The following is a 24120-nucleotide window of genomic DNA, read 5'->3' on the forward strand; positions in this document are numbered from 1 at the left end:
TTAATTATCCATCATTGTTCTGGCTGCGGCGACAGTGGGTTGTTTGTTGCGCAATTCAGCCCAGAAGTAGTAGCCCACATAAGCGAAGCACAGTAACGACACCCCAAACGCCTGTTTCATCGACCCAAGATGGTCGGAAACGAAGCCCTGAATGGCCGGCACGACGGCGGCACCAACAATAGCCATCACGATCACTGCACCGGCCACTGCAGTATATTTGTTGTCCACCGTATCAAGCGTACCCGCATAAATAGTTGCCCAACACGGTCCGAAAAGCACGCTGACAAACACGGCCGCATATACGGCGGTAAAATTAGGCACCAGCACGACATAAGCCAGCGTTACCACACCGAGCACCGAATACGCGATCAGGACTTTTTGCGGATTGAAGCGTGTCATCAAAAAATTGGCGATGAATTTACCGATAAAAAAGCATATAAAACTATATATCATGAAGTTAGATGCATCTCGCTCATTGGACGCACCCAGATTCAGCGCCAGACGAATGGTAAACGACCATACCGCCACCTGCATGCCAACATACAGAAATTGCGCCACAATGCCCTTTTTGAACCGAGTGTTACCGGCAAGATAACGCAGGGTTTCGCCCATTCCCGGCGCCGCGGTAAGGTTTGATTTATCCGCCTGGGGTTTACAATGGGGATAACGGGTGATCATAAACAACACCATCACCACCACCAGCACCATAATCAAATACTTATAAGGTTCTAGGGTCAGTTCCAGCATGGTGAGTCGGAACTGGTGCACCTGCTCTGGCGTCATGGTGGCCATTTGGCTACTCAAACTTCCGCCTTCCTGGAAAACCAAATATTTACCCAGCACAATCCCCATCAGTGCGCCAATAGGATAAAAGGTCTGGCTGATGTTTAGCCGCAACGTCGCAAAATCGCGATGACCGATCATCGAGCTATAGGTGTTGGCCGCCGTTTCCAGAAAACTCAGGCCCACGGCAATGGCAAAAATGGCCGCCAAAAACATGGTGTAGGTTGCCATATGGGATGCGGGATAAAACAAGACACAGCCAATGATATAAAGCGACAGGCCGATCATGATGGCCATTTTGTAGCTGCTTTTGCGAATCACCATCGAAGCCGGTATGGCAATCAGAAAATAACCACCGTAAAACGCGCTTTGCACCAAGGCACTGGCAAAATCACTTAATGCGAATACCGATTTAAATTGGGTGATCAAGATATCATTCAGGCTGGCCGCGCAACCCCATAAGGGAAACAGGCACGACAGCAGGATAAATTGGAACAACGGGGTTTTGTTTAAATAGCCGTCAGGCATTTGTACCGTATTGTGGCGCATGATGTTATTCCTGAGAAAGGGTAGCGAGAAAATCATGGAACTGGGCGGTATCGGGATAGGAGCGCTGCGTACCCTTACCCATTACACTGTAGGCGGCGTAAGCGGAGGCATATTCCATTGCTTGTTTCACGTCGCCATCCTTAACCAGGTAATGGGCAAAACAGCCAATAAACGCATCTCCGGCACCACTGGTATCCACAGCATTGACCGCAACGGGTTTTACCCGGTGCACATGGTTGGCGTTTAACCACATCGATCCACGATGTCCCATGGTGATAATTAAGTTTTTCAATCCCTTGGCCAATAATGTCCGCCCGGCGCGCAGGATATTTTCCTCGCTGTCTACCGGCATGCCGGTGAGGATTTCCAGCTCAGTTTCATTTGGCATAAAAAAATCGCACTGGCAGGCATAGTTAATATCCAGTTCCCGGCTGGCCGGTGCGGGATTGAGAATGATGGGAATATGGTATTTTCGTCCAAGATCAATGGCGTGATACACGCTAGCCAGGGGGATTTCCAACTGCAGGATAATCAGCCGGCATTGTTTAAGCTGTTGCTCTGCACGATCAATATCTGCCGGGAGTAGATGGTTGTTGGCGCCCTTGATGATTAAAATTCGGTTAAAGGAATCCCGATCAACAAATATTGGCGCTACGCCGCTGGATACCCCGGGCACCGTTTCAACAAAGCGGGTGTTTATGCCGTAGCGTTGCAGATTATTGACGGTATTATCGGCGAACATATCTTCACCGACTTTGCCGATCATCATCACACCCGCCCCCAGCTTGGCGGCCGCCACCGCCTGATTGGCCCCTTTACCGCCGCAGCCAATCTCGAAATCTGGTGCTTCCAGGGTTTCGCCAATTTTTGGCATTTCAGTGATATAGGTAATTAAGTCCACCATGTTGGAACCGATAACTGCAATATCCATAATTATTAGCCCTCAATTATTTCACTGTATTCAATGTTATTTTAGTCACACTAACAACTCATAAATGTTATTAACGTGACACCAATCACAGCTCGAATTGATAAAATGCCGAAATTATGCCTATTGAAAGCGGTGTTTTAATGTTAGTATTTTAACATTATTAAATGACCATCCCCACCAAGGACTGTAAAATGACTCAACCAGAAATTGATTTTGCCCGGTATATCGACCATACCCTGCTGGCCATGGATGCCACCGAGGCGCAAATCGCCACGCTCTGTGACGAAGCCAAACGGTTTAGTTTCTATTCTGTATGTGTGAATTCCGGTTACGTTCCCTTCGCTGCGCAATCACTTCGCGGCTCGGCAGTGAAAGTCTGTTCGGTGATCGGTTTTCCGCTGGGCGCAGCCCTCACTTGTGCCAAGGTCTTCGAGGCACAGGCCGCTATCACCGCAGGGGCGCAGGAAATTGATATGGTAATTAACGTTGGCTGGCTGAAAAGTGGAAAAATGGATGCGGTAGCCGCCGATATCAGAGCAGTCCATGAGGTTTGCGCCGCTATTCCATTGAAGGTAATATTGGAAACTTGTTTGTTAACTCCACAACAAATTGTCGAAGTTTGCCAGATTTGTCGCGAGTTAAAGGTCGCTTTTGTGAAAACGTCCACCGGCTTTAGCACCGGCGGAGCACGGGAAGATGACGTCAAATTAATGCGTCAGACGGTAGGTGAGCAGATCGGAGTGAAAGCCTCCGGCGCTGTACGCGATCGTCAAACCGCCAAAACCATGATCCTGGCCGGCGCGACCCGCATCGGCACCAGCTCCGGCGTAGCCATTGTGTCGGGAACGGCGGCGACCAGCGATTATTAATGACAGGATCCGGTGGATACCGGATCTCATGACGCAGGATGTCTTATGGAAACGCGGCGCGAAGAAAGGATTAATAAGCTCATTACCGCATTGAAGCGGGAAGATAAGCTTCATCTGAAAGATGCCGCCGTCCTGCTGGGCGTCTCGGAAATGACCATCAGGCGCGATCTGAGCGCCGAACCCGGCTTGGTGGTACTGCTGGGTGGTTATGTGGTCAACGACCCGAAAAACAGCAAAGTCACTCATTATTTTGTTTCGGATCAAAAGGCTAAACATGTTCAAGAGAAAAACATCGCCGGTCGTCTGGCGGCGCAGTTAATCGATCCGGATGATACGGTCTTTTTCGACTGCGGTACCACCACGCCATTAATTATTGATGCCATAGACGAGGATCTGCCATTTACCGCCGTGTGTTATTCCCTTAACACTTTCCTGGCGTTACAGGATCTGCCGAACTGTAAGGTGATACTCTGCGGCGGCGAATTTCATCCCGCCAACTGTATTTTTACCCCACTGACCCAGTACTCAATCCTGGATAATATCTGTCCGGACAAAGCCTTTATCTCCGCGGCCGGTGTTGATATTGGTTACGGTGCGACCTGTTTTAACTTTGATGAACTCACCATGAAACATCGGGCTTTGTCCATGTCGCAACAGGCGATTCTGGTGGCCGATCACAGCAAATTCGGCAATATCAAACCCGCAGCCATTGGTGCATTGAGTCTGTTTCATACCTTAATAACCGATCGATCCCCACAGCCAACGTTTCATGAGTATTGTCAGCAGCATAAGATTGCACTGCTGTATCCGCAAGACTCATCAACGGCATGCCGAGCCTGAATAACAGGCAAAAAAATGCCGGCTCACTGACGCAAACCGGCATAGTCGACAGGCACCGCCTGAAGGAGGGGCTTAATTAAGCTTCTTTACCTGAACGATTGGCACGTTTGCGGTCATTTTCGGTCAAATGACGTTTGCGCAACCGAACCGATAACGGCGTCACTTCCACCAGTTCATCATCATCGATAAACTCCAGCGCCTGTTCCAGCGACATTTTAATCGAGGTAACCAGGGTGGTGGCTTCATCGGTACCCGACGCGCGCATATTGGTCAATTTTTTACCGGTCAGACAGTTAACCGTCAAATCATTAGACCGTGTATGAATGCCGATAATCTGGCCTTCATAAACTTCGGCGCCGTGGCCCAGGAACAAACGGCCACGATCCTGCAGGCTGTATAAAGCGTAAGCTACCGCTTTACCCTGGCCGTTGGAAATCATCACCCCATTCTGGCGCTGACCGATTTCACCCGGACGGATGTCGTCATAGTGACTGAACGAGGAGTAAAGCAAACCGGTGCCAGAAGTCATGGTCAGGAATTCAGTACGGAAACCGATTAATCCACGGCTTGGAATAATGTAATCAAGGCGGATACGTCCTTTGCCATCTGGCAGCATATCGCGCATTTCACCCTTACGGATGCCCATGGCTTCCATAACCGGGCCTTGATTCTGCTCTTCGATATCCAGCGTAACCTGCTCGAACGGCTCCTGCTTCTTGCCGTCAACAGTACGATAAATAACTTTTGGCCGTGAAACGCCGATTTCAAAACCTTCGCGGCGCATATTTTCAATCAGTACTGAAAGATGCAGTTCGCCACGGCCTGAAACCAGGAAGGTGTCAGGGTCAACGGTTTCTTCAACGCGCAAAGCCACGTTGTGTACCAGTTCTTTATTCAGACGCTCAAGGATCTGGCGAGAGGTGACGTACTTACCTTCTTTACCGCAGAATGGCGAGTTGTTGACGCCAAACGACATGGAGACGGTAGGTTCGTCCACGGTCAACGGCGGCAACGCCTCAACCACAGCCGGATCACAGATAGTATCGGAAATATTCAGTTCACCCAGACCGGTCACGGCAATAATATCACCCGCTTCAGCCAGTTTGGACTCAATGCGCAACAGACCCATGTGACCCAATACCTGGCCCACTTTGCCGTTGCGACGCTTGCCTTCATGATCGATGATGGTCACAGCCTGGTTCGGTTTAACTGAACCGCGCTTGATGCGGCCAATACCGATGACACCAACATAACTGTTGTAGTCAAGCTGCGAAATCTGCATCTGGAACGGACCGTCGCTATCCACGTTCGGCGCGTCGACGTTCTTGATGATAGATTCAAACAGCGGCGTCATGTCGCTGGCCATATTTTCGTGTTCATAGCCCGCTACGCCATTAAGCGCGGAAGCATAGATGATCGGAAAATCCAGTTGCTCATCGGTTGCGCCAAGATTGACGAATAAATCAAACACCTGGTCTACGACCCAGTCAGGACGAGCACCGTCGCGGTCGACCTTGTTGATGACCACGATGGGTTTCAGACCGTAGGCAAAGGCTTTTTGGGTCACGAACCGGGTTTGCGGCATAGGTCCGTCCATGGCGTCGACCAGCAACAGTACTGAGTCAACCATGGACATGACGCGTTCAACTTCGCCGCCGAAATCGGCGTGTCCGGGGGTATCAACGATGTTGATACGGTAGTCGTGCCAGTTAATAGCGGTATTTTTAGCGAGGATGGTAATCCCACGCTCTTTCTCCAAATCGTTGGAGTCCATAACGCGCTCGGTGGCGTCGTTGCGGTCACCCAATGTTCCGGATTGTTGCAACAGCTTATCGACCAGGGTAGTTTTACCATGGTCGACGTGCGCGATGATGGCGATGTTACGCAAATTTTCGATCACAACTTTGCCTCAGGCATTAGAAATAGCGCGTTATTGTACACGTAATAAGCGAGGGACTAAACAAGATCGCGATGATCTCTGCATTTGCGTCATTTTCAACGCTTCGTCATCCCTTTCTCAGTGCATTGTTCCACCTCGCCCCACTTGTTGCACCAAAACAGTGCCCAATCATTGTCAAAATGCACCATGGCGACTCATTCCCACCAATCTGGTGCATCAGTACTGCTGGTAAAAAGCCGTATAGTCGGCCCTTTGCATCATTTTAGCAATGTTGGCACAGTTTTAGCTTGAGTTTATTTAAGCTTAGCTTAGCCTAGCCTTGCTAAGGTAAATAAAATTCGATTAGTACGATTTCGTTTCCACGACGACCATGGCACAACCGGGAGAAAATAAGTTATGTCCGCTGAACACGTTTTGACGATGCTAAACGAGCACGAAGTAAAATTCGTCGACCTACGTTTCACTGATACAAAAGGAAAGGAACAGCACGTCACTATACCAGCCCATCAGGTAGATGCCGACTTTTTTGAAGAAGGAAAAATGTTTGACGGCTCCTCCATTGGTGGCTGGAAAGGCATTAATGAATCCGATATGGTGTTGATGCCTGATGTAAGCACCGCGATGCTTGACCCTTTCTTTGAAGAATCAACACTGATCATCCGTTGCGATATTCTTGAGCCCGCCACTATGCAGGGCTATGATCGCGACCCGCGCTCCATTGCCAAACGCGCCGAAGAGTTCCTGAAATCTTCCGGTATCGCCGATACGGTGCTGTTTGGGCCAGAGCCTGAGTTTTTCCTGTTTGATGATATCCGCTTTGGTTCATCAATTTCCGGTTCCCATGTCGCCATCGACGATATCGAAGCCGCATGGAATACCGACAAAGTGTACGAAGGCGGCAATAAAGGCCATCGTCCAGGCGTGAAAGGCGGTTATTTCCCGGTTCCTCCAGTGGATTCATCACAGGACTTGCGTTCTGCCATGTGCCTGACCATGGAAGAAATGGGCCTGGTTGTTGAAGCGCATCACCACGAAGTGGCCACTGCGGGGCAAAATGAAATTGCTACCCGCTTTAACAGCCTGACCAAAAAAGCCGACGAAATCCAGATCTATAAATATGTCGTGCACAACGTCGCACATGCCTTCGGTAAAACCGCGACCTTTATGCCAAAACCGATTTTTGGTGATAACGGCTCAGGCATGCATTGCCATATGTCGTTGAACAAAGACGGCAACAACCTGTTTTCTGGCGACAAGTACGGTGGCCTGTCTGAAATGGCGCTGTTTTATATCGGCGGCGTGATCAAACACGCTAAGGCGATCAATGCCCTAGCCAACCCAACCACCAACTCGTATAAACGTTTGGTCCCAGGGTATGAAGCACCGGTCATGCTGGCGTATTCCGCCCGTAACCGTTCTGCGTCCATCCGTATTCCGGTGGTAGCCAGCCCGAAAGCTCGCCGCATTGAAGTTCGCTTCCCGGATCCGGCTGCCAACCCATACCTGGCGTTTTCCGCCTTGCTGATGGCCGGCCTGGACGGGATCATCAATAAAATCCATCCTGGCGATGCCATGGACAAAAACCTGTACGATTTGCCGCCGGAAGAAGCGCGTGAAATCCCGCAGGTGGCCGGTTCTTTGGAAGAAGCGCTCAAGGCATTGGACGCTGATCGTGAATTCCTGACCCGTGGCGGCGTATTTACCGACGACACCATCGACGCCTATATTGAATTGCGTACCGAAGAAGTGGATCGCATCCGCATGACGCCGCATCCGGTAGAATTTGAGCTGTATTACAGCGTATAACGTGACCGTGTTTTTTGTTGCCGTGGAAACTTTTAGCCCATCTCCGGATGGGCTTTTTTCTCCACCAAACCTTGCGCATAGCCAAGCGCATTTTATCTAATGACATAAATGCACTCGAATAGTGCGGGAGACTGCTTTATGGCTACAGGCTCATTGCCCGATGCTGGGCAGATCCTAAATTCGTTAATTAACAGCATCCTAGTATTGGATAATGCACTCGCTGTCCATTATGCCAATCCCGCTGCGCAACAGCTATTATCACAAAGTTCGCGCAAGCTTTTTGGTACGCCGTTACCGGAATTGTTGGGTTATTTTTCGCTGAATATCGAGTTAATGCGCGAAAGCCTTAACGAAGGTCATGGGTTTACCGATAATGAAGTCACGCTGGTGGTCGATGGCCATGCCCATATTCTCTCCCTCACCGTGCAACGTCTGCCGGAAGGGTATTTCCTTATGGAACTGGCGCCAATGGATAATCAACGGCGCCTGAGCCAAGAACAAATCCAGCATGCCCAACAGGTCGCAGCACGCGATCTGGTGCGCGGTCTGGCTCACGAAATCAAAAATCCGCTCGGGGGATTACGCGGCGCAGCACAGCTACTTGCCAGGGCGTTACCCGACCCCTCCTTGCTAGAATATACCAAGGTCATTATCGAACAGGCCGATCGTCTGCGCAGTCTGGTAGACCGTCTGTTGGGGCCACAACAGCCCGGCATGCACGTCACACAAAGTATTCATCAGGTTGCCGAGCGGGTGTATCAACTGGTATCACTGGAAAAACCGGATAACGTTACCCTTGTACGGGATTATGACCCCAGCCTGCCTGAATTGGCTCACGACCCCGACCAAATGGAACAGGTTTTACTGAATATTACCCGTAACTCACTGCAGGCATTGGGTGCAAACGGCGGCACAATCATTATACGCACCCGTACCGCGTTCCAGCTAACGTTGCATGGTGTACGTTATCGCTTGGTCGCGCGCATTGATATTGAAGATGACGGACCCGGCGTACCGGCAGCACTGCAGGATACGCTGTTTTACCCCATGGTCAGCGGCCGTGAGGGAGGGACCGGTTTAGGGTTATCCATTGCCCGCAGCCTTGTCGATCAAAATTCGGGTAAAATTGAATTTAACAGTTGGCCGGGTCATACCGAATTTTCGGTTTACCTGCCTATTCGCCAGTGAGGTCTTTATGCAACGAGGGATAGTCTGGGTCGTCGACGACGATAGCTCCATCCGCTGGGTGCTTGAACGCGCTCTCACTGGAGCCGGTTTAACATGCGTCGCTTTTGAAAGTGGTAGCCAGGTTCTGGATGCAATCTCTACCCAAACCCCTGACGTGTTGTTATCGGATATACGTATGCCTGGCATGGACGGCTTGGCATTACTTAAACAAATCAAGCAGCGTCATCCAATGCTGCCGGTGATCATCATGACCGCCCATTCCGATTTGGATGCTGCGGTGAGCGCCTACCAGCAGGGCGCCTTTGATTATCTACCCAAACCATTTGATATTGATGAAGCGGTAGCCCTGGTAGAGCGTGCGGTCAGCCACTATTTGGAGCAGCAACAGCCCCCACGCGTTCAGCCTGCCAGCGGACCCACCACGGATATCATTGGCGAAGCGCCGGCCATGCAGGATGTGTTCCGCATTATCGGCCGCTTGTCCCGCTCCTCCATCAGCGTATTGATTAACGGGGAATCAGGCACCGGTAAGGAATTGGTCGCCCATGCCTTACACCGCCATAGCCCTAGAGCCAAGGCGTCGTTTATCGCGCTCAATATGGCGGCCATTCCTAAGGACCTGATTGAATCGGAGCTGTTCGGTCATGAAAAAGGGGCCTTTACCGGCGCGAACCAGGTTCGCCAGGGCCGGTTTGAGCAAGCGGACGGGGGTACCTTGTTTCTTGACGAAATAGGCGATATGCCGCTAGATGTGCAAACCCGATTATTGCGGGTGTTGGCGGATGGCCAGTTCTATCGGGTTGGCGGGTACGCACCGGTCAAGGTAGACGTCAGGATCATTGCCGCAACCCATCAGAATCTCGACGTGCGGGTGCAGGAAGGCAAATTCCGCGAAGACCTGTTTCACCGGCTCAATGTCATTCGGGTACATTTACCGCCTTTGCGCGAACGTCGCGAGGATATTCCGCGTCTGGCACGCTATTTTTTGCAGGTGGCAGCCAAAGAACTGGGTGTAGATCCTAAAATATTGCACCCTGAAACAGAAACCGCGTTAACCCGCCTGCCTTGGCAGGGCAACGTGCGGCAATTGGAAAATACCTGCCGCTGGCTAACGGTGATGGCTGCCGGCCAGGAAGTCCTGATCCAGGATTTACCGCCGGAGTTATTTGAAAGCGCCACCTCGGATCCAACCACTCAATCATTGCCTGATAGCTGGGCTACCCTGCTGGCGCAATGGGCCGATCGCGCTCTACGCTCCGGTCATCAAAACCTGCTGTCTGAAGCCCAACCAGAGATGGAGCGGACGCTCTTAACCACCGCCCTGCGACATACCCAAGGCCATAAACAGGAAGCAGCGCGGTTATTGGGCTGGGGTAGAAATACCCTTACGCGTAAACTGAAAGAGCTAGGAATGGAATAAGCTTTAGTTAACAGAAATGCAAAATAACGCGCAAAATTGACGCTATTTTGTACTTTACTTCCTCATTTCAGTCAGTATGATCTTATCGCTGAATGGAGGAAGATCATGTTGAATTCGTTAATGAGTTTCATCACCCACGGTGCGGATCTAACCGCTGCCGTGGGCCACGCCCCCCAAACTGCGTTGGCTGCAATCCTTTGCGCCGCGCTGATCAATCTTTTTGGCTAACGGCGGTGGCCCGCGAATAAAATCCTATAATTAACCTCTATAGGAATATCGCTATGCAGAGATATGCCTATATAACCCGCGAGAATTGGTGCTGACGCTCTTTATTGCGTAAATAGATATCAAAGCACATGCAGATATTACGAATCAACAGTCGTCCTTTAGCGGTGACCGCAATCCACTGATCGGTAATCTCCACCAGTCCATCATTTGCCAGCGGCGCAAGCAGAGCAAGGTCGTCCGCAAAATAGTGGGTAAAACGCATGGCATAGCGATTTTCCAGCGCGGCATAATCCACCCGGAACTGGCAAATCAACTCTTTAATCACATCCCTTCTCAGACAATCATCAGCCGATAACGCGACGCCGCGCCATAAACCGTTGCCTTGACGCGCGACGCTGTCCTCGTAGTTTTTCATCTCTTTCTGGTTCTGAATATAACTATCCCCGATCATACTTATCGCCGAGATACCCATTCCCAGTAAATCGCAATTACCCTGGGTGGTATAACCCTGGAAATTGCGATGCAATTTGCCCATGCGCTGCGCAATGGCCAGGTCATCATCCGGTCGGGCAAAATGGTCCATACCGATAAATTGATAACCCGCATCACAAAGCGTGGTGATGGTATGTTGCAAAATTTCCATTTTTTCGGCGGCATCGGGCAAATCAGCGGTTTTTATTTTACGCTGGGCGGCAAACAGCGTGGGCATATGGGCGTAATTAAACACGCTAAGGCGTTGGGGATCGAGTTCAATCACCCGCTCCAGGGTATACTGAAAACGCGCCAAGGACTGGCGTGGTAGACCGTAAATCAAATCGATGTTGGTGGATAAAAAACCTAACGTCTTGGCCCGTTCGATCAGCGCAAAAATAAGTGTCTCATCCTGCTGGCGATTAACCAACTGCTGCACCTCGGGGTTAAAATCCTGCACCCCCATGCTGATACGGTTAAATCCCTCGCCATGAAGATGATCGATCATGCCAAGCTCAATCTCACGCGGATCGATCTCGATTGACAGCTCTGCCCCAGGTACGATAGTGAAATGTTGGCGCAGCACCTTCACCAGGCGGGATATTTGCGCCTGAGATAAAAAGGTGGGAGTGCCGCCGCCCCAATGCATTTGGGTGACCAGACGGCCGGCAAATAACGGTGCCCGACTGCGGATCTCACGTTCAAGAACGTCAAGGTAGCGATCGGCTTTTTCCGGGTGGCGGGTAATGATTTTATTGCACCCGCAGAAATAACACAGCTTATGGCAAAATGGCAGATGCAGGTAGAGTGACAAGGGCCGTTCAGGGTATCGCGCTACCGCCGAGCTAAACATCGCCTCGTCATACTGCTCGTTGAATTCCAGAGCGGTAGGATAGGAGGTATAACGCGGCCCGGATTTGTTATACTTTTGAATAAGGGCCGAATCCCATACTATCTCGGGTACTGACATGGCTGGCTACTCCTTTCGATTTCTGCGCCGCGCTCGGCGTCTGACGGGCGTAACCGCTCTACATCCGGCGGCACGCACCTTTCGTAATCGATCTTTACGCCGGGAAAGCCGCCATAGTTTACCCAATAACCACACTAAATAACATGCCGGCAGTACAACGACCAATACCAGTAATGGATTCACGCTTTAGCGGCTGTCTTTTTGGCCACGTTTTAACAATTGCAGCATATCTTCCTTTTTCTCTTCTTCTTCTTCGTCGTCCTCATCGAGCTCGATACCCAGCTGGGTCATCAACTCATCGATGCGATCCAGCGTCTTATCAACATACGCCTGCTCGGCAGTCTCTAAGGTCTGATCCTGTTCCAGACGCTGCAATAATTCGTCCAGACGCTCATCGTTCTCCAGAAGATCCAATTCCTCAGCGGCGGAAAGGGTTTGGATGGGGACGTAAATTTGCGGCTCCATCGATTTTGGTTTTTTAACCACGGCGGTGGCAGCAATCAACGGTACCGGTTTTTTACTGCCGATACGGGGGTCCAGCTTGTTGCCTTGCCCGGCACGTCCACTGTCCTTATTTCCTTCCTGGGCGCGAGAGCCTGAAGCCAAACCACGGCGCTTTTTCTGGCGCTGACGCGCGCGGCCTTCGACATTCAGTTCTTCACGGCTTTTACGTTTATTCTTTGCGACCGCCGGCTTACGCCGCCCGTCTTTACCTGATGGATTCATGATCTCTGCTCTTGAGTAAAATAAATAATGTTGGAATTGCGGCGGAATCTATCAGAAACCCTACCAATAAAAAAGGCGGCAGTTAATCTGCCACCATAAAGATGAAGGTGCTCCGGGAGAAAAAACATCCCGCGCGATGCCCCTGACTCACATCCTGTGTATCGGTTTATCGCTGTGATGATGTTTTATTCTACTCCATATGAAGCAAATTGGTTAGGGTGTATTCCCTTACACTCGCTCATCCTAAGCAAAAATCTTCCATGGAAAAAACAAAAAAATGGCACTCCTTGCCCTCTCAGCTAATGTAGCGCGGTAGGATTACAGCACAAGGCTGCCTAAGGATCACAGTGAGGTATTTTGATAGAGATGATTAGTTAACTTTATGATTATAAATAAATTAAATTTTATCAAAACGAGATAACGTCTTGGCATATAAGCCAATATCTTACACGGGTAAATTAGCAAAAACTTACGTTAAAACGCCATATTGTTAAAAATAAGCCATAACATCAAGCGCAGCCAACAACAGGAAAAGATAAAAACCGCTTTTTTGCTTATTACACGTATAATTGACGGCAATACGCCATCCTGAAGGAGAGGAAGCACTTGACCACCTCATACAACTATCACATGACTCATTTTGTCATGAGCGCCCCCGATATCCGCCATTTGCCCATTGACACCGGTATCGAAGTTGCCTTCGCCGGGCGTTCCAATGCGGGTAAATCCAGCGCGTTAAACACCTTGACCAACCAAAAAGGGCTGGCAAGAACCAGTAAAACCCCTGGACGCACACAATTAATCAATTTATTTGAAGTTGAACCAGACGTGCGTCTGGTCGATTTACCTGGTTATGGTTATGCCGAAGTGCCGGAAGAGATGAAAATCAAGTGGCAGCGTGCGCTGGGTGAATACCTGCAAAAACGTTTTAGTCTCAAAGGATTGGTGGTATTGATGGACATTCGCCATCCCATGAAGGATCTGGACCAGCAAATGGTGCAATGGGCCGTGGGGGTTGATATTCCGGTCTTGGTTCTGCTCACCAAGTCAGACAAACTCGCTTCCGGTGCCTGTAAGGCGCAAATTAACCATGTAAGGGAAATTGCGGCGGCTTTTGATGGCGACATTCAGGTGGAGGCGTTCTCATCGCTGAAAAAAACCGGTGTGGATAAACTGCGCATGAAACTTGATGACTGGTTCAACACCCTCCCGCCAGCGGTGGATACTGAGATAACCGAAGCGCTTTAACCCCGCCAATCGCCCGGCAGTGAACAACTGCCTTAGGTAAGGCCCAATAAAAAACGCCCCAGTCAATAATGACCGGGGCGGCTAATATTTAGCCAAATCCGATTACGTGAAGTAAAAGGTCTGAAAGATAGAACATCTTACCTCTGTACCCTACGTCTGTAATTTTACCTCAATTTACGCCAAGGCAAAAGAATTTTTTGTAGTTTAATTTCATTATAATAAGATCTTATCGCTCATTTTGCGGGTTTGAATCACCCTTTTATGTATTTTAATTACAAAAAAAGCTTATTATTTCGCCACTTAATGCGCTTGATCCCAATTTTCCCCTACACCAATATCCACCCGTAGCGGGACATCAAGGGCAAAACATCCCTCCATTAACGTCTTGATTTTTTGGTTTGCCGATTCCACTATCCCGCGCTGCACTTCGAAGACCAATTCATCATGGACCTGCATAATCATGCGCACCGCCGGCTGCTCTGCCTGCAACCAGGCGTCAATAGCAATCATCGCGCGTTTAATAATATCGGCGGCGGTACCCTGCATGGGTGCATTGATCGCTGCGCGTTCAGCGCCTTTTTTCCGGTTACCATTGCGCGAGTGGATGTCGGGCAGATAGAGACGTCGACCGTCCAGGGTGGAAACATAACCTTGTTTCGTTGCCTGCTTGCGGGTGCGCTCCATATAATCCAACACCCCGGGATAGCGTTCGAAATACAGATTCATATAGCGTTGCGCTTCCGCACGTCCAACCGATAACTGACGCGCAAGACCAAAGGCGCTCATGCCGTAAATCAAGCCAAAATTGATCGCCTTGGCGCTACGGCGCTGTTCATTGGATACCTTATCCAACGCCAAGTCGAACACTTCGGCCGCGGTTGCCCGGTGGATATCCTTCCCTTCGGCAAACGCCCGCAGCAGCCCCTGATCCCTGGAGAGATGCGCCATAATGCGTAACTCAATTTGTGAATAATCCGCCGCCACGATGACCGAATCCTTCGGCGCAATAAACGCTTGTCTAATCCTGCGCCCTTCATCGTTACGCACCGGGATATTCTGCAAATTAGGATCGCTGGAAGAGAGGCGTCCAGTGGCGGTAATAGCCTGATGATAACTGGTATGTACCCGTTTCGATAACGGGTTAATCATTAACGGCAACTTATCGGTATAGGTCGACTTGAGTTTCGCCAAACCCCGGTATTCCAAGATAAGCTTCGGCAATGGATAGTCCAGTGCCAGTTCAGCCAGGACTTCTTCATTGGTAGACGGCGCGCCGCCCGGGGTCTTTTTCAGGATCGGCAATTTCTGCTTATCATAGAGGATCCCCTGTAATTGCTTGGTGGAAGCGAGGTTAAACGTCTCTCCCGCCAGCGCGTGCACCTCAATTTCCAACTCACCCAGCCGTTTGGTCAACTCTACCGAATGTGCAGCCAGAATTTTTTCATCTATTAATACTCCAGTACGCTCAATACGTGACAGTACTGGCACCAGCGGCATCTCGATCTCTTCAAACACTGTCTTCAGACCGCTGTTTTTTTCAATCCTCGGCCACAGCTTTTCATGCAGGCGCAGTGTCACATCAGCGTCTTCAGCAGCATAAGGCCCGGCAAGGTCAAGGGCAATCTGGTTAAATGTCAGCTGGTTTTTACCCTTACCGGCAATGTCTTCGAATCCCACTGTGGTATGTTTCAGATAGCGATCCGCCAGGCTGTCCATATCATGACGTCCCGACACGCTGTTTAATACATAAGATTCCAGCATGGTATCAAAGGCAATTCCGGCCAGTTCGATACCGTAACGTTGCAAGACGCCGCGATCGAATTTGAGGTTTTGACCAATTTTTCGAATCGCCGGGTCTTCCAATAAGGGTTTTAACAACGCCAATGCCTGGTTGAGGTCCAACTGTTCCGGCGCGTCGATATAATCATGGCCTAAGGGGAGATAAGCAGCTTCACCAGGCACCACCGCAAACGAAACACCCACCAGGTGGGTGGTGAGCGTATCCAGACTGTCGGTTTCGGTATCGAAGGCGAAGAGTCCGGCTTGGGTGATCCTGTCCATCCAGCGTTGCAGATCCGCCAACTGGTAAATCACCTCATATCCCTCTTGGGACAACTGCTGTCCTTGCTCCTCGTCGTCGGCGGCGGGCAGCGCATTAAACGGTGTTGAGGGGCTGATGGTGACACTCTTGCGACCCTGAAGCCATTTACCCGCTTCCAGATCCGCCTGCCAGCGTTTGAATTCGTATTTTTTAAACAACTGCTGCAGCTCAACCGCATCGGGCTCGTTCACGATTAATTGGTCAAACGGCAAGTCCAATGGCACGTCGGTTTTAATCGTCGCCAATTGATATGATAGATAAGCCAGTTCTTTATTTTGCTCAAGCTTCGGCGCCAAGGTTTTCGCGCCGCGAAACGTCAGGCCACCGACTTTGGTCAGATCGCCATAAATACTGTCCAGGCTGCCTAACCCCTGCAATAACCCTTGTGCGGTCTTTTCTCCAACACCGGGCACACCTGGGATATTATCCGAACTGTCGCCCATTAGCGCCAGGTAATCAATAATCAGTTCTGGCGGCACGCCAAACTTCTCACGCACCTCTTCTGGACCCAGAATGGCATTGGACATGGTATTAATCAGGGTAATCATTGGCGATACCAACTGAGCCATATCTTTATCACCGGTGCTGATCAAAACCTCTCGACCAGCCCGCTGCGCTTCCAGGGCCAGGGTACCGATAACATCATCAGCCTCGACACCTACCACTGCCAGCAACGGCAATCCCATGGCCTTGACCATCAGATGCAGGGGTTCGATTTGACTGCGCAAATCATCGGGCATCGGGGGGCGATTCGATTTATATTGCTCAAAAAGCGCATCGCGGAACGTTTTGCCTTTGGCGTCAAAAACCACCGCAACGTGACTGGGCTTGTATTGCGTCAATAAGCTTTTAAGCATATTAAGCACGCCATACATGGCGCCGGTCGGCTCCCCTGCGCTGTTGGTTAGCGGCGGGAAGGCATGATATGCACGATAGAGATAAGAGGAACCATCAACCAGAATTAACGGATTGTCTGCAATGTGGGCCATAGCGTATTTCGTTCTTTTTTGTCAGCATTGATGGGGGTAGCATGCCATAGCATGGCTGCCGAACACGAACAATAGCGTAGCATAAGACCAATAAAAAAACTGAATTCATGCAAAGATCTACTGGATCGTTCTGTGGATAACTTTGTGTGTAAAAAAAATTTTTAACTTTTAAATTTCCTCTACAAAACTATTGCTTAACAAAAAAATCATTAAAATCATATATTTATATAATTTAGCAGGCTAATTGCATATATATCAATAGCATTCCCTATTTGTGGATATAACTTGACTCGAATTCGATTTGGAATATAGCCATTTTTGCCACTGCTAAAAACAGATACAAACGTACGGGTTCAAGATGGGAAAACGAGGAGAATAACGACTTGTCGTGGGGGTGGATTCTACACACAAAAAAAAACGCCGGCGCTAGGCCGGCGATACGCAGTATATGCCGTTAAAATCATTTCTGTGTCAGCAGATATTTCACCACATCAACAAACTGCTTAACGTAAACCTCTTTGGACGACATATCCAAACCGTCATTTTTGACCATATATTTGCCATTAACAAACATGGCCGGCACACCGCGTAATTGCAGATCAGAGGCCGCTTTTTCCTGCTGTACCACTAACGATTTAACCACAAAACTATTCCAGGCACCGTCGTATTCTGCCGCGCTGACGCCTGCTTTGATAAAGACGTTACGGATATCAGCAGGGGTTTGGATGGTCTGGGTTTTCTGAATACCTTCAAACAACAGTGGGCTGACTTTATCTTCAACACCCAAGGCCATCGCCACCGCCCAAGCCTGGGTGACCTGTTTGCCCATATCCCCACCAAGGAAATCCACATGGTATTTGGTTATTTTGGTCCCTGCCGGCAGCGCCTGTTTTACGCTGCTGGATATATGATAGTTTTCTTCAAACTCATAACAATGCGGGCAGTAAAAAGAGAAGAATTCCAACACCTGCGGTTCGTTGGCAACCGGTTTATCGAGTTGGATATACTGCTGCCCTTCAGTGAACTGTGCAGCCCCTGCGCTAAATGCCAGTACCAGGCCTAAAAGCGCAAACCAAATTTTTTTCATCAAAACTTTCTCCAATATTTAATAGATAGGCATAAGCTGTAATGGGGGTTCATGCAATAACTTTACTTGTTCCGTAAAGATTAATGTTTGTTGTGACCAGAACGCCCCCTCAACCATCCAGGGGAAACTATAAGGAAATGCAGGATCTCCCCAGCGCCGGCTAATCCAGGCCAAGTAATAAATCATACGCATGGCCCTTAAGGGTTCGATTAAAGCCAATTCGCGTGGATTGAAATCCATAAATTCGCCGTAGGCGTCCAACAATAACGACAATTGATATTGTTGATCGATGCGATCGCCGGTCAGCAGCATCCAGAGATCCTGAACAGCGGGGCCATTGCGGGCATCATCAAGATCAACAAACATCGGGCCATCGCGCCACATAATGTTACTGGCATGTAAATCACCATGCAAACGCAATGGCCGCCATTGCGTGGTCCAACATAACTTAACTTCGGCAATAAGTGTGTCAACAGACTGTAAAAATGCAGTTTTTTGTTTACCGGTAATTAAGCTGCTGTTCTCAAGCTCGCGCCGAGGCTCATATAAATACTCTTCAAGATCGATAGTGGGCCTGGCGGTGAACAATTTATCACCATTGCTGCGATGGATTCGGCCGATAAAACGCCCAACCCATTCAAGCTGCTCGTCATTGTCCTGTTCAAACTGTCGGCCGCCAACGCTTGGAAAAACCGCGAAATGAAAACCCTGATGTTCCAACAGCGTCGCACCGTTAATTCGCAGCGGCGGTACCACGGGAATTTCTGCATCCGCAAGCCCTAACGACAGTTCATGCTCTTCCAGGATTTGATCAACCGACCAACGTTCGGGGCGGTAAAATTTGACCACGTAGCGTTTTTTATCTTCGTCGAGAAATTGATAAACGCGGTTCTCGTAGCTGTTCAGAGCGGTTAACCCCGAATCCACACGTATTCCGACGCTTTGTAACGCATCCATGATCAGATCCGGCATCAATGTCTTGAAATTAAATGCTGTAGTATTCATAAAACGCTCGTTTATTGCCTGCGTCTACTCTTTGATAATGCCGCGCGCACGCAGGATCGCGGTTTTAAAGTCCTCTTCATAGTCCTTTTGCAGCCCAGGAATCGCTTGGGTTTTATCGGTGCCGCGCATCTTTAGGTGATAAATTAACGTATCATCGGACAGTGCGGTTAAATCACCGTTATAGCCGGCCTCTTGCGCCAACTTCTGCAAAAATTGCAGTAAATTAAGGTCAGATTCCTGCTGCCAGGCAGGCTGAAGCAACTCGATTAGCTCGTTAACGCGATGATATTTCATAACTCAGCCCTCATAGGATATTAGTGATAATGTATCAAGATTCAACGGACAGGATAAACATCATTGTTCAACCACCTCTGAAACATTGTATCTTAATATGTGGAACCACCTATGAATGAATCGGTGTCACGGGAGAATACCATTCTGACAACCGAAATAACCGGCGTGATACTGGCGGGCGGACGCTCGACACGCATGGGGGGTGAGGATAAAGGGCTGATAGTGCTTAACCAGGTTCCCTTGTACCGTTATGTTTTAGACCGCTTCTCCCCGCAGGTGTCCCAGGTCATCATCAGCGCCAATCGCAACCAACAGTATTACCGGCAAAGTGGTCTGACGGTGATTAGCGATACCCTGCCTGATTTTCCCGGCCCTCTGGCCGGTATGTTAGCTGGACTGCAGGCGGCATCGACCGAGTGGGTGGTTTTTGCCCCCTGTGATGTGCCGATATTTCCCGCTGATTTGGTGACCCGACTATGGCAAGGCAAGCAACGAGCCGCCGCCGCCTTTGCCTGCGCAGGGGGACGTGATCATCCTGCTTTTTCACTACTCCATCGCACGTTGATCCCGGCGCTGGAAAATACCCTCGCCAGAGGTGATCGCAAAGTGATGCTGTTTTTTGCGCAGATAAACGCCCAACGGGTGGTTTTCCCCGCTGAACCACCGGCGTTCGCCAATCTCAATACCCCGCAGGATTTACAACAATGGTCAGTCAATGAGCCAGGAGCACAAGCATGACAGCGCCACATCCACCACTGTTAGCCATAACCGCGTTCAGTGGTACCGGCAAAACCACCTTATTAACGCAGCTCATCCCCTTGCTCAATCACTATGGGGTGCGTATCGGTATCATCAAGCATACCCATCACAAAGTCGATGTGGATACCCCAGGTAAGGACAGCTATGAACTGCGTAAAGCCGGTGCACGGCAAACCATGGTAGCGAGCGAAGCGCGCTGGGCGCTGATGACAGAAAATCAGGATCTCGCCATGCCATCACTGTCCTGGTTGGCCGAACAAATGGACGCAACACAAATCGACCTGATCCTGGTGGAAGGCTTCAAACATGAACCTATTACCAAGATTGCGTTGTTTAGACAGCAGACTGGCGTTGAGTGGCGCTCGCTTATCGACGAGCATGTCATAGCCGTGGCCAGCGACGTCCCGCTAGACATCACCCTACCGTTATTGGACATCAATCAGCCCGAAGCCATCGCGCATTTTATCAACGAGTGGTTACATCATCGACAGGATTGTAGGACCCCACCTCACATCGACGGGATGAGGTAATCGGCGTCAGATCACCCAGCATAATCGGTTTTTTATTGGGATTTTTACTCTTCTCACCATAAGGGACTATTTGACGTATTTATATTGCTACCGCCTGATCTTTTAGCTTGCTGGTGCGCTGGCAATACTCCTCTCCTCCCTTCCCTACGCCTCGCCCCTAACGGGGCCGCGATCGGTCGCGTTCAAATCCGCGCCGACAACGTTGTCCTCATGCCACTCAGCCACTCCGTAAACTACTGGGGATTGGTGAACCTCATTCTACTCAAATCATTTAGAATATATACCTGTTAATAATCTTAAGAATTATTTTTTAAAATGTTATTAATCGTTTAAATGAACTCAGTTATGATCCTCTAGTTAGTGCTAAACAACAACCATCAAATAAGACTACTAGGGGCAACATCGTAAATTTTATAATTAAACAAGTAACGTAAAAATGGACTCTTATGATGATGAATCCACACAATATTCGTGGAGGACAATTTACATTATTTATTTTAGAGTGATTTTTTAAAAAAACACTACCAGGTAAAACATCACTCATTAATAGAATAACGCTAATTTATCATAAGTTAGCACATTAACGACTAAGACCACATTTCACAATGGCACCCTGTCATCACATATAACTCAATTATATTGCGGCTTTATTTATATGATTAATTTAAAATATTACATGGCAGTTGTTAGTTTAACAACTTTATTAGTGGGTTGTTTTTCCACCGAGAAGAAAAAAGAATTAAAAAAAACCAGAGGGAACAATATTACTGATGAAAGTAATATAACATCAACACGGCGCAGTAAAACTTCGCTGCGAGTCCCTACTGAAAATAAGATAAATGATCATGATAATGACAGATCGGCTGGTGTAGTTTATGGATCTGATGGGGTGGTGAGCCCCAAACGGGAACATATCGGCAGTCATCGCGTTGGTAGCTCGTATATTGATTTTCCACTGTTAGGCAAAGGGTTTTCTGGCACCTCTTTTGATATCATAGTCCCGTTAAAAAACACCGACCAACAACTCATATTCAGTCAATTGGGTTTAAGGAAACAAGATAAGGAGAATATTGTCAATCTCGGTTTCGGACAGCGGTTTTCTTTTGACCGTTGGATGTTGGGTTACAATACCTTTCTAGATGCGCAACTCACAGGCAATCAGCATCGCCGGGGAGGGATCGGGTTAGAACTGTGGCGTGATAATGTAAAATTCTCAACTAACGGCTATTACCGATTATCGGAATGGAAAACATCCTCATTATTAAAAGACAGTCGTGAACGTGTCGCCAATGGCTTTGATATTATCGCTGAAGGTTATTTTCCGGGTTACGCCCAACTGGGGGCGAAGTTTAAATATGAACAATGGTTTGGTCATGAAGTGGCGACCTCAAGCCGTCAAGAACGCCATAAAAATCCTTCGGCATTAACTCTGGGGTTATCCTACACCCCAGTGCCCTTAGTCACCCTAGGTATGGATCATTCTCGGTGGAATCATGGCAAGCATGAGAGCAAGATCAATCTTGGCATCAACTACCGCTTTAACGTGCCGTTAGCACAACAGCTCAATCCGCAATATATCCCGTTGACCAGATCGCTGTCAGGAAGCCGTACAGATAGGGTGCAACGTAATAATAATATTGTGTTTGAATACCAGGCGCAGAAACCGGCGATGGGAAAGATAACACTTCAGTTGCCAACAGAATTGAGGGGCCATAGTGGTGAGCAGCAAAATGTTAATGTTACTGTCACTAGCAAGTACGAACTTGACCGTATAGTTTGGGATAGTGGTTCACTGGCCGCCGGTGGAGGCAGTGTTACCCGTTTTACTAACCGATCGGCTCAGGTTACATTCCCGCCATTTAATCCTCTGGGTGATAATGAATATCGTATCTCGGCGGTGGCCTTCGATAAGCAGGGCGCTAGCTCCAATCGTGCAGAAACCATTATTGTCACCGAACCTTATATTTATGAGCAAGCGGTACTTTCTGGAGAAAGAATCCCACCGGAGGATGACCAAACTGGTCCTGAGAATGACGATGAAAACAAACAAAATCCATCGTTGGAAAACGTTCCGCCTCAACAACCCAAGTATACATCTAAGCCCAGTAACAATAAGCCTCCAACTTTTGAAGAACAAATAAAGAAAAGAGCTGAGGAAATGCGGCTTCGCTTAGAGGCTAAAAATGCTAAAAATGCTGAAAATGCTGAAAATGCTGAAAATGCTGAAAATGCTGAAAATGCTGAAAATAATAATTCAGATAACGAGGACACCTCGGATCAATACGATACAATTCATTCAGATTCATTTGAATCTGATGCTGATGCTGATGCTGATGCTGATGCTGATGCTGATCAGTGTGATCCCACAAGCGAAGAACTTGCGAAAATGCTGAAGGATCTATTAAATTCATCAGAACATCTGAGGCAAGAGAACGTGATAACTTCAGACAACGAGGACGTATCGGATCAACACGAAATAATTCCTTCGGATTCATTTGAGTCTACGTCTGAACCCGAACAGCAATATACACGGGGAAATAACGATCAAATTCCCACTACACCAAATTCTGATTCGACGGAATCACCGAACCGTACGCAATCAGCTTCAACAATAGAAATTGATCCAAGAAAATATTTTAGATATACCTATAAGTCAAGTTGTTTATCTTTAAAGAAAGATAAATATAATGCAGAAACTAGAAAAGAAAAACTTACTGAGATAGAGAAGCTTATCAAGAATGATTCGAGTGATCTAAATATCATATATGGTGAAATTAAGATCATAGCTGAGAATAACAAAAATATAGCAGACTCTGCTGCTATTGCGGCAGAGTTTGCATACAAACAAGCCACTGAACAGAAACCTAGCCACGATAACATTCCATTAATAAAAGATTTTTATGAACAAACCCTTAAATTCGCTGATTTAGCTACTGCCTCATACCAACAGGCTATATTGAATATTGAAGAAGGTAATGTCAACTCAGCTTACGATGCGGCAGTTAAAACTAATGACAATACGACTAACGCTTATAATACAGCAAATAATACCTTCTCATATTTAAATAATAAAAGCATAACACAACCAACAAATGATGAGTTCAGAAATATAAAAAAGGCTAATCTGGGTAAAAGTAGTAGTGAAAGTGGTAGTTAACGTAACAGTATCAACATCAGTGATAAAGGCGGTAATTCATCAGAACAGTTGTCCACGCCACCCAGCGTGGTCTTTCTTTTAAGGTTCCAACACCAAAAGAGGAGGCACCATGTTAAGAGGGGGATACACTAATGCCGTGTTGCGGGAATATATCCAGTCTAAGCAGCATTTCAATGTCACGGTCGTCAGACCATCCATTTTGAAACGCAGTCGGTCTAGTGTTCTCCCATGCCCGGCTGGCGCGTGCGCTGGAGGGTAGCCGGTCTAGT

At 48.5% G+C, this 24120-nt stretch carries 19 protein-coding genes; 10 read left to right on the plus strand and 9 right to left on the minus strand.

The genetic code is table 11. The features are described 5' to 3' along the window. Together fucP and rbsK are read right to left on the minus strand one after the other, a co-directional pair. Entirely contained in the window at positions 1-1332 is a 1332-nt protein-coding gene (fucP, locus tag SJI19_RS17895; protein ID WP_323479625.1) for an L-fucose:H+ symporter permease, read from the minus strand. A gap of 4 nt (positions 1333-1336) precedes the next feature. After that, complete coding sequence (rbsK, locus tag SJI19_RS17900) at positions 1337-2263, minus strand: ribokinase (RefSeq protein ID WP_323479626.1); 927 nt, start codon at positions 2261-2263, stop codon at positions 1337-1339. Positions 2264-2454: 191 nt separating this feature from the next. Here rbsK and deoC point away from each other — a divergent pair, with 191 nt between their 5' ends. Further along, positions 2455-3132, plus strand: a complete 678-nt coding sequence (gene deoC, locus SJI19_RS17905) for a deoxyribose-phosphate aldolase (protein WP_323479627.1) — start codon at positions 2455-2457, stop codon at positions 3130-3132. A 45-nt stretch (positions 3133-3177) separates the two neighbouring features. Further along, positions 3178-3972, plus strand: a complete 795-nt coding sequence (gene deoR / locus SJI19_RS17910; RefSeq protein WP_323479628.1) for a DNA-binding transcriptional repressor DeoR — start codon at positions 3178-3180, stop codon at positions 3970-3972. A 76-nt stretch (positions 3973-4048) separates the two neighbouring features. Here deoR and typA read toward each other — a convergent pair whose 3' ends face one another. Next, the gene (gene typA / locus SJI19_RS17915) at positions 4049-5872 is read right to left on the minus strand and encodes a translational GTPase TypA (RefSeq protein WP_323479629.1); all 1824 of its coding nucleotides are present in this window, start codon (positions 5870-5872) and stop codon (positions 4049-4051) included. Between the two features lie 396 nt (positions 5873-6268). Between typA and glnA the strand changes: the two genes are divergently transcribed. The 4 genes from glnA to SJI19_RS17935 all read left to right on the plus strand — a co-directional run bounded on the left by glnA (position 6269) and on the right by SJI19_RS17935 (position 10514). Then, complete coding sequence (gene glnA / locus SJI19_RS17920) at positions 6269-7678, plus strand: glutamate--ammonia ligase (protein ID WP_323479630.1); 1410 nt, start codon at positions 6269-6271, stop codon at positions 7676-7678. Between the two features lie 138 nt (positions 7679-7816). Beyond that, a complete protein-coding gene (gene glnL / locus SJI19_RS17925; protein WP_323479631.1) occupies positions 7817-8866 on the plus strand; it encodes a nitrogen regulation protein NR(II) in 1050 nt (349 codons plus the stop codon). A 7-nt stretch (positions 8867-8873) separates the two neighbouring features. Beyond that, positions 8874-10286 carry a nitrogen regulation protein NR(I) gene (glnG, locus tag SJI19_RS17930; RefSeq protein WP_323479632.1) on the plus strand — a complete coding sequence of 471 codons (1413 nt, stop codon included), beginning with the start codon at positions 8874-8876 and terminating at the stop codon, positions 10284-10286. 105 nt (positions 10287-10391) lie between these two features. Beyond that, positions 10392-10514 (plus strand): YshB family small membrane protein, encoded by a 123-nt coding sequence (locus SJI19_RS17935; protein WP_323479633.1) that lies wholly within the window; start codon positions 10392-10394, stop codon positions 10512-10514. A gap of 67 nt (positions 10515-10581) precedes the next feature. Here SJI19_RS17935 and hemN read toward each other — a convergent pair whose 3' ends face one another. Together hemN and yihI are read right to left on the minus strand one after the other, a co-directional pair. Beyond that, positions 10582-11955 carry an oxygen-independent coproporphyrinogen III oxidase gene (hemN, locus tag SJI19_RS17940; protein ID WP_323479634.1) on the minus strand — a complete coding sequence of 458 codons (1374 nt, stop codon included), beginning with the start codon at positions 11953-11955 and terminating at the stop codon, positions 10582-10584. A 186-nt stretch (positions 11956-12141) separates the two neighbouring features. Beyond that, on the minus strand, positions 12142-12681 hold the full coding sequence (gene yihI, locus SJI19_RS17945) for a Der GTPase-activating protein YihI (RefSeq protein ID WP_323479635.1): 540 nt from the start codon (positions 12679-12681) through the stop codon (positions 12142-12144). A 606-nt stretch (positions 12682-13287) separates the two neighbouring features. Between yihI and yihA the strand changes: the two genes are divergently transcribed. Continuing rightward, positions 13288-13929, plus strand: a complete 642-nt coding sequence (gene yihA / locus SJI19_RS17950) for a ribosome biogenesis GTP-binding protein YihA/YsxC (protein ID WP_323479636.1) — start codon at positions 13288-13290, stop codon at positions 13927-13929. Between the two features lie 300 nt (positions 13930-14229). On the opposite strand, the gene polA is transcribed toward yihA, so the two are convergent. The 4 genes from polA to SJI19_RS17970 form a co-directional block, all read right to left on the minus strand. Next, entirely contained in the window at positions 14230-17019 is a 2790-nt protein-coding gene (polA, locus tag SJI19_RS17955) for a DNA polymerase I (RefSeq protein WP_323479637.1), read from the minus strand. A 460-nt stretch (positions 17020-17479) separates the two neighbouring features. Next, on the minus strand, positions 17480-18106 hold the full coding sequence (gene dsbA / locus SJI19_RS17960) for a thiol:disulfide interchange protein DsbA (protein ID WP_323479638.1): 627 nt from the start codon (positions 18104-18106) through the stop codon (positions 17480-17482). Between the two features lie 18 nt (positions 18107-18124). Further along, positions 18125-19111 (minus strand): serine/threonine protein kinase, encoded by a 987-nt coding sequence (locus SJI19_RS17965; protein ID WP_323479639.1) that lies wholly within the window; start codon positions 19109-19111, stop codon positions 18125-18127. Between the two features lie 24 nt (positions 19112-19135). After that, entirely contained in the window at positions 19136-19405 is a 270-nt protein-coding gene (locus SJI19_RS17970) for a YihD family protein (RefSeq protein WP_323479640.1), read from the minus strand. Between the two features lie 144 nt (positions 19406-19549). On the opposite strand from SJI19_RS17970, the gene mobA reads away from it, so the two are divergent. From mobA to SJI19_RS17985, 3 genes are all read left to right on the plus strand, one after another. Continuing rightward, positions 19550-20143: a molybdenum cofactor guanylyltransferase MobA gene (gene mobA, locus SJI19_RS17975; RefSeq protein ID WP_323479648.1), complete on the plus strand. Its 594-nt coding sequence runs from the start codon at positions 19550-19552 to the stop codon at positions 20141-20143. Beyond that, a complete protein-coding gene (gene mobB, locus SJI19_RS17980; protein WP_323479641.1) occupies positions 20140-20694 on the plus strand; it encodes a molybdopterin-guanine dinucleotide biosynthesis protein MobB in 555 nt (184 codons plus the stop codon). Before mobA ends, mobB begins: the two co-directional genes overlap by 4 nt. A 655-nt stretch (positions 20695-21349) precedes the next feature. After that, positions 21350-23851 carry an inverse autotransporter beta domain-containing protein gene (locus SJI19_RS17985; RefSeq protein WP_323479642.1) on the plus strand — a complete coding sequence of 834 codons (2502 nt, stop codon included), beginning with the start codon at positions 21350-21352 and terminating at the stop codon, positions 23849-23851. The last annotated feature ends 269 nt before the right edge of the window (positions 23852-24120 follow it).

The organism is Acerihabitans sp. TG2, from assembly GCF_035013185.1.
In the GTDB taxonomy this organism is placed as follows: Bacteria; Pseudomonadota; Gammaproteobacteria; order Enterobacterales; family Enterobacteriaceae; genus Acerihabitans.

Coding starts and splice junctions, on each gene's coding strand:
- deoC (WP_323479627.1), top strand. CDS start 2,455: ATGACTCAACCAGAAATTGATTTTGCCCGGTATATCGACCATACCCTG.
- glnG (WP_323479632.1), top strand. CDS start 8,874: ATGCAACGAGGGATAGTCTGGGTCGTCGACGACGATAGCTCCATCCGC.
- yihI (WP_323479635.1), bottom strand. CDS start 12,681: ATGAATCCATCAGGTAAAGACGGGCGGCGTAAGCCGGCGGTCGCAAAG.
- SJI19_RS17935 (WP_323479633.1), top strand. CDS start 10,392: ATGTTGAATTCGTTAATGAGTTTCATCACCCACGGTGCGGATCTAACC.
- rbsK (WP_323479626.1), bottom strand. CDS start 2,263: ATGGATATTGCAGTTATCGGTTCCAACATGGTGGACTTAATTACCTAT.
- SJI19_RS17985 (WP_323479642.1), top strand. CDS start 21,350: ATGATTAATTTAAAATATTACATGGCAGTTGTTAGTTTAACAACTTTA.
- SJI19_RS17965 (WP_323479639.1), bottom strand. CDS start 19,111: ATGAATACTACAGCATTTAATTTCAAGACATTGATGCCGGATCTGATC.
- polA (WP_323479637.1), bottom strand. CDS start 17,019: ATGGCCCACATTGCAGACAATCCGTTAATTCTGGTTGATGGTTCCTCT.
- mobB (WP_323479641.1), top strand. CDS start 20,140: ATGACAGCGCCACATCCACCACTGTTAGCCATAACCGCGTTCAGTGGT.
- hemN (WP_323479634.1), bottom strand. CDS start 11,955: ATGTCAGTACCCGAGATAGTATGGGATTCGGCCCTTATTCAAAAGTAT.
- fucP (WP_323479625.1), bottom strand. CDS start 1,332: ATGCGCCACAATACGGTACAAATGCCTGACGGCTATTTAAACAAAACC.
- dsbA (WP_323479638.1), bottom strand. CDS start 18,106: ATGAAAAAAATTTGGTTTGCGCTTTTAGGCCTGGTACTGGCATTTAGC.
- glnL (WP_323479631.1), top strand. CDS start 7,817: ATGGCTACAGGCTCATTGCCCGATGCTGGGCAGATCCTAAATTCGTTA.
- deoR (WP_323479628.1), top strand. CDS start 3,178: ATGGAAACGCGGCGCGAAGAAAGGATTAATAAGCTCATTACCGCATTG.
- glnA (WP_323479630.1), top strand. CDS start 6,269: ATGTCCGCTGAACACGTTTTGACGATGCTAAACGAGCACGAAGTAAAA.
- SJI19_RS17970 (WP_323479640.1), bottom strand. CDS start 19,405: ATGAAATATCATCGCGTTAACGAGCTAATCGAGTTGCTTCAGCCTGCC.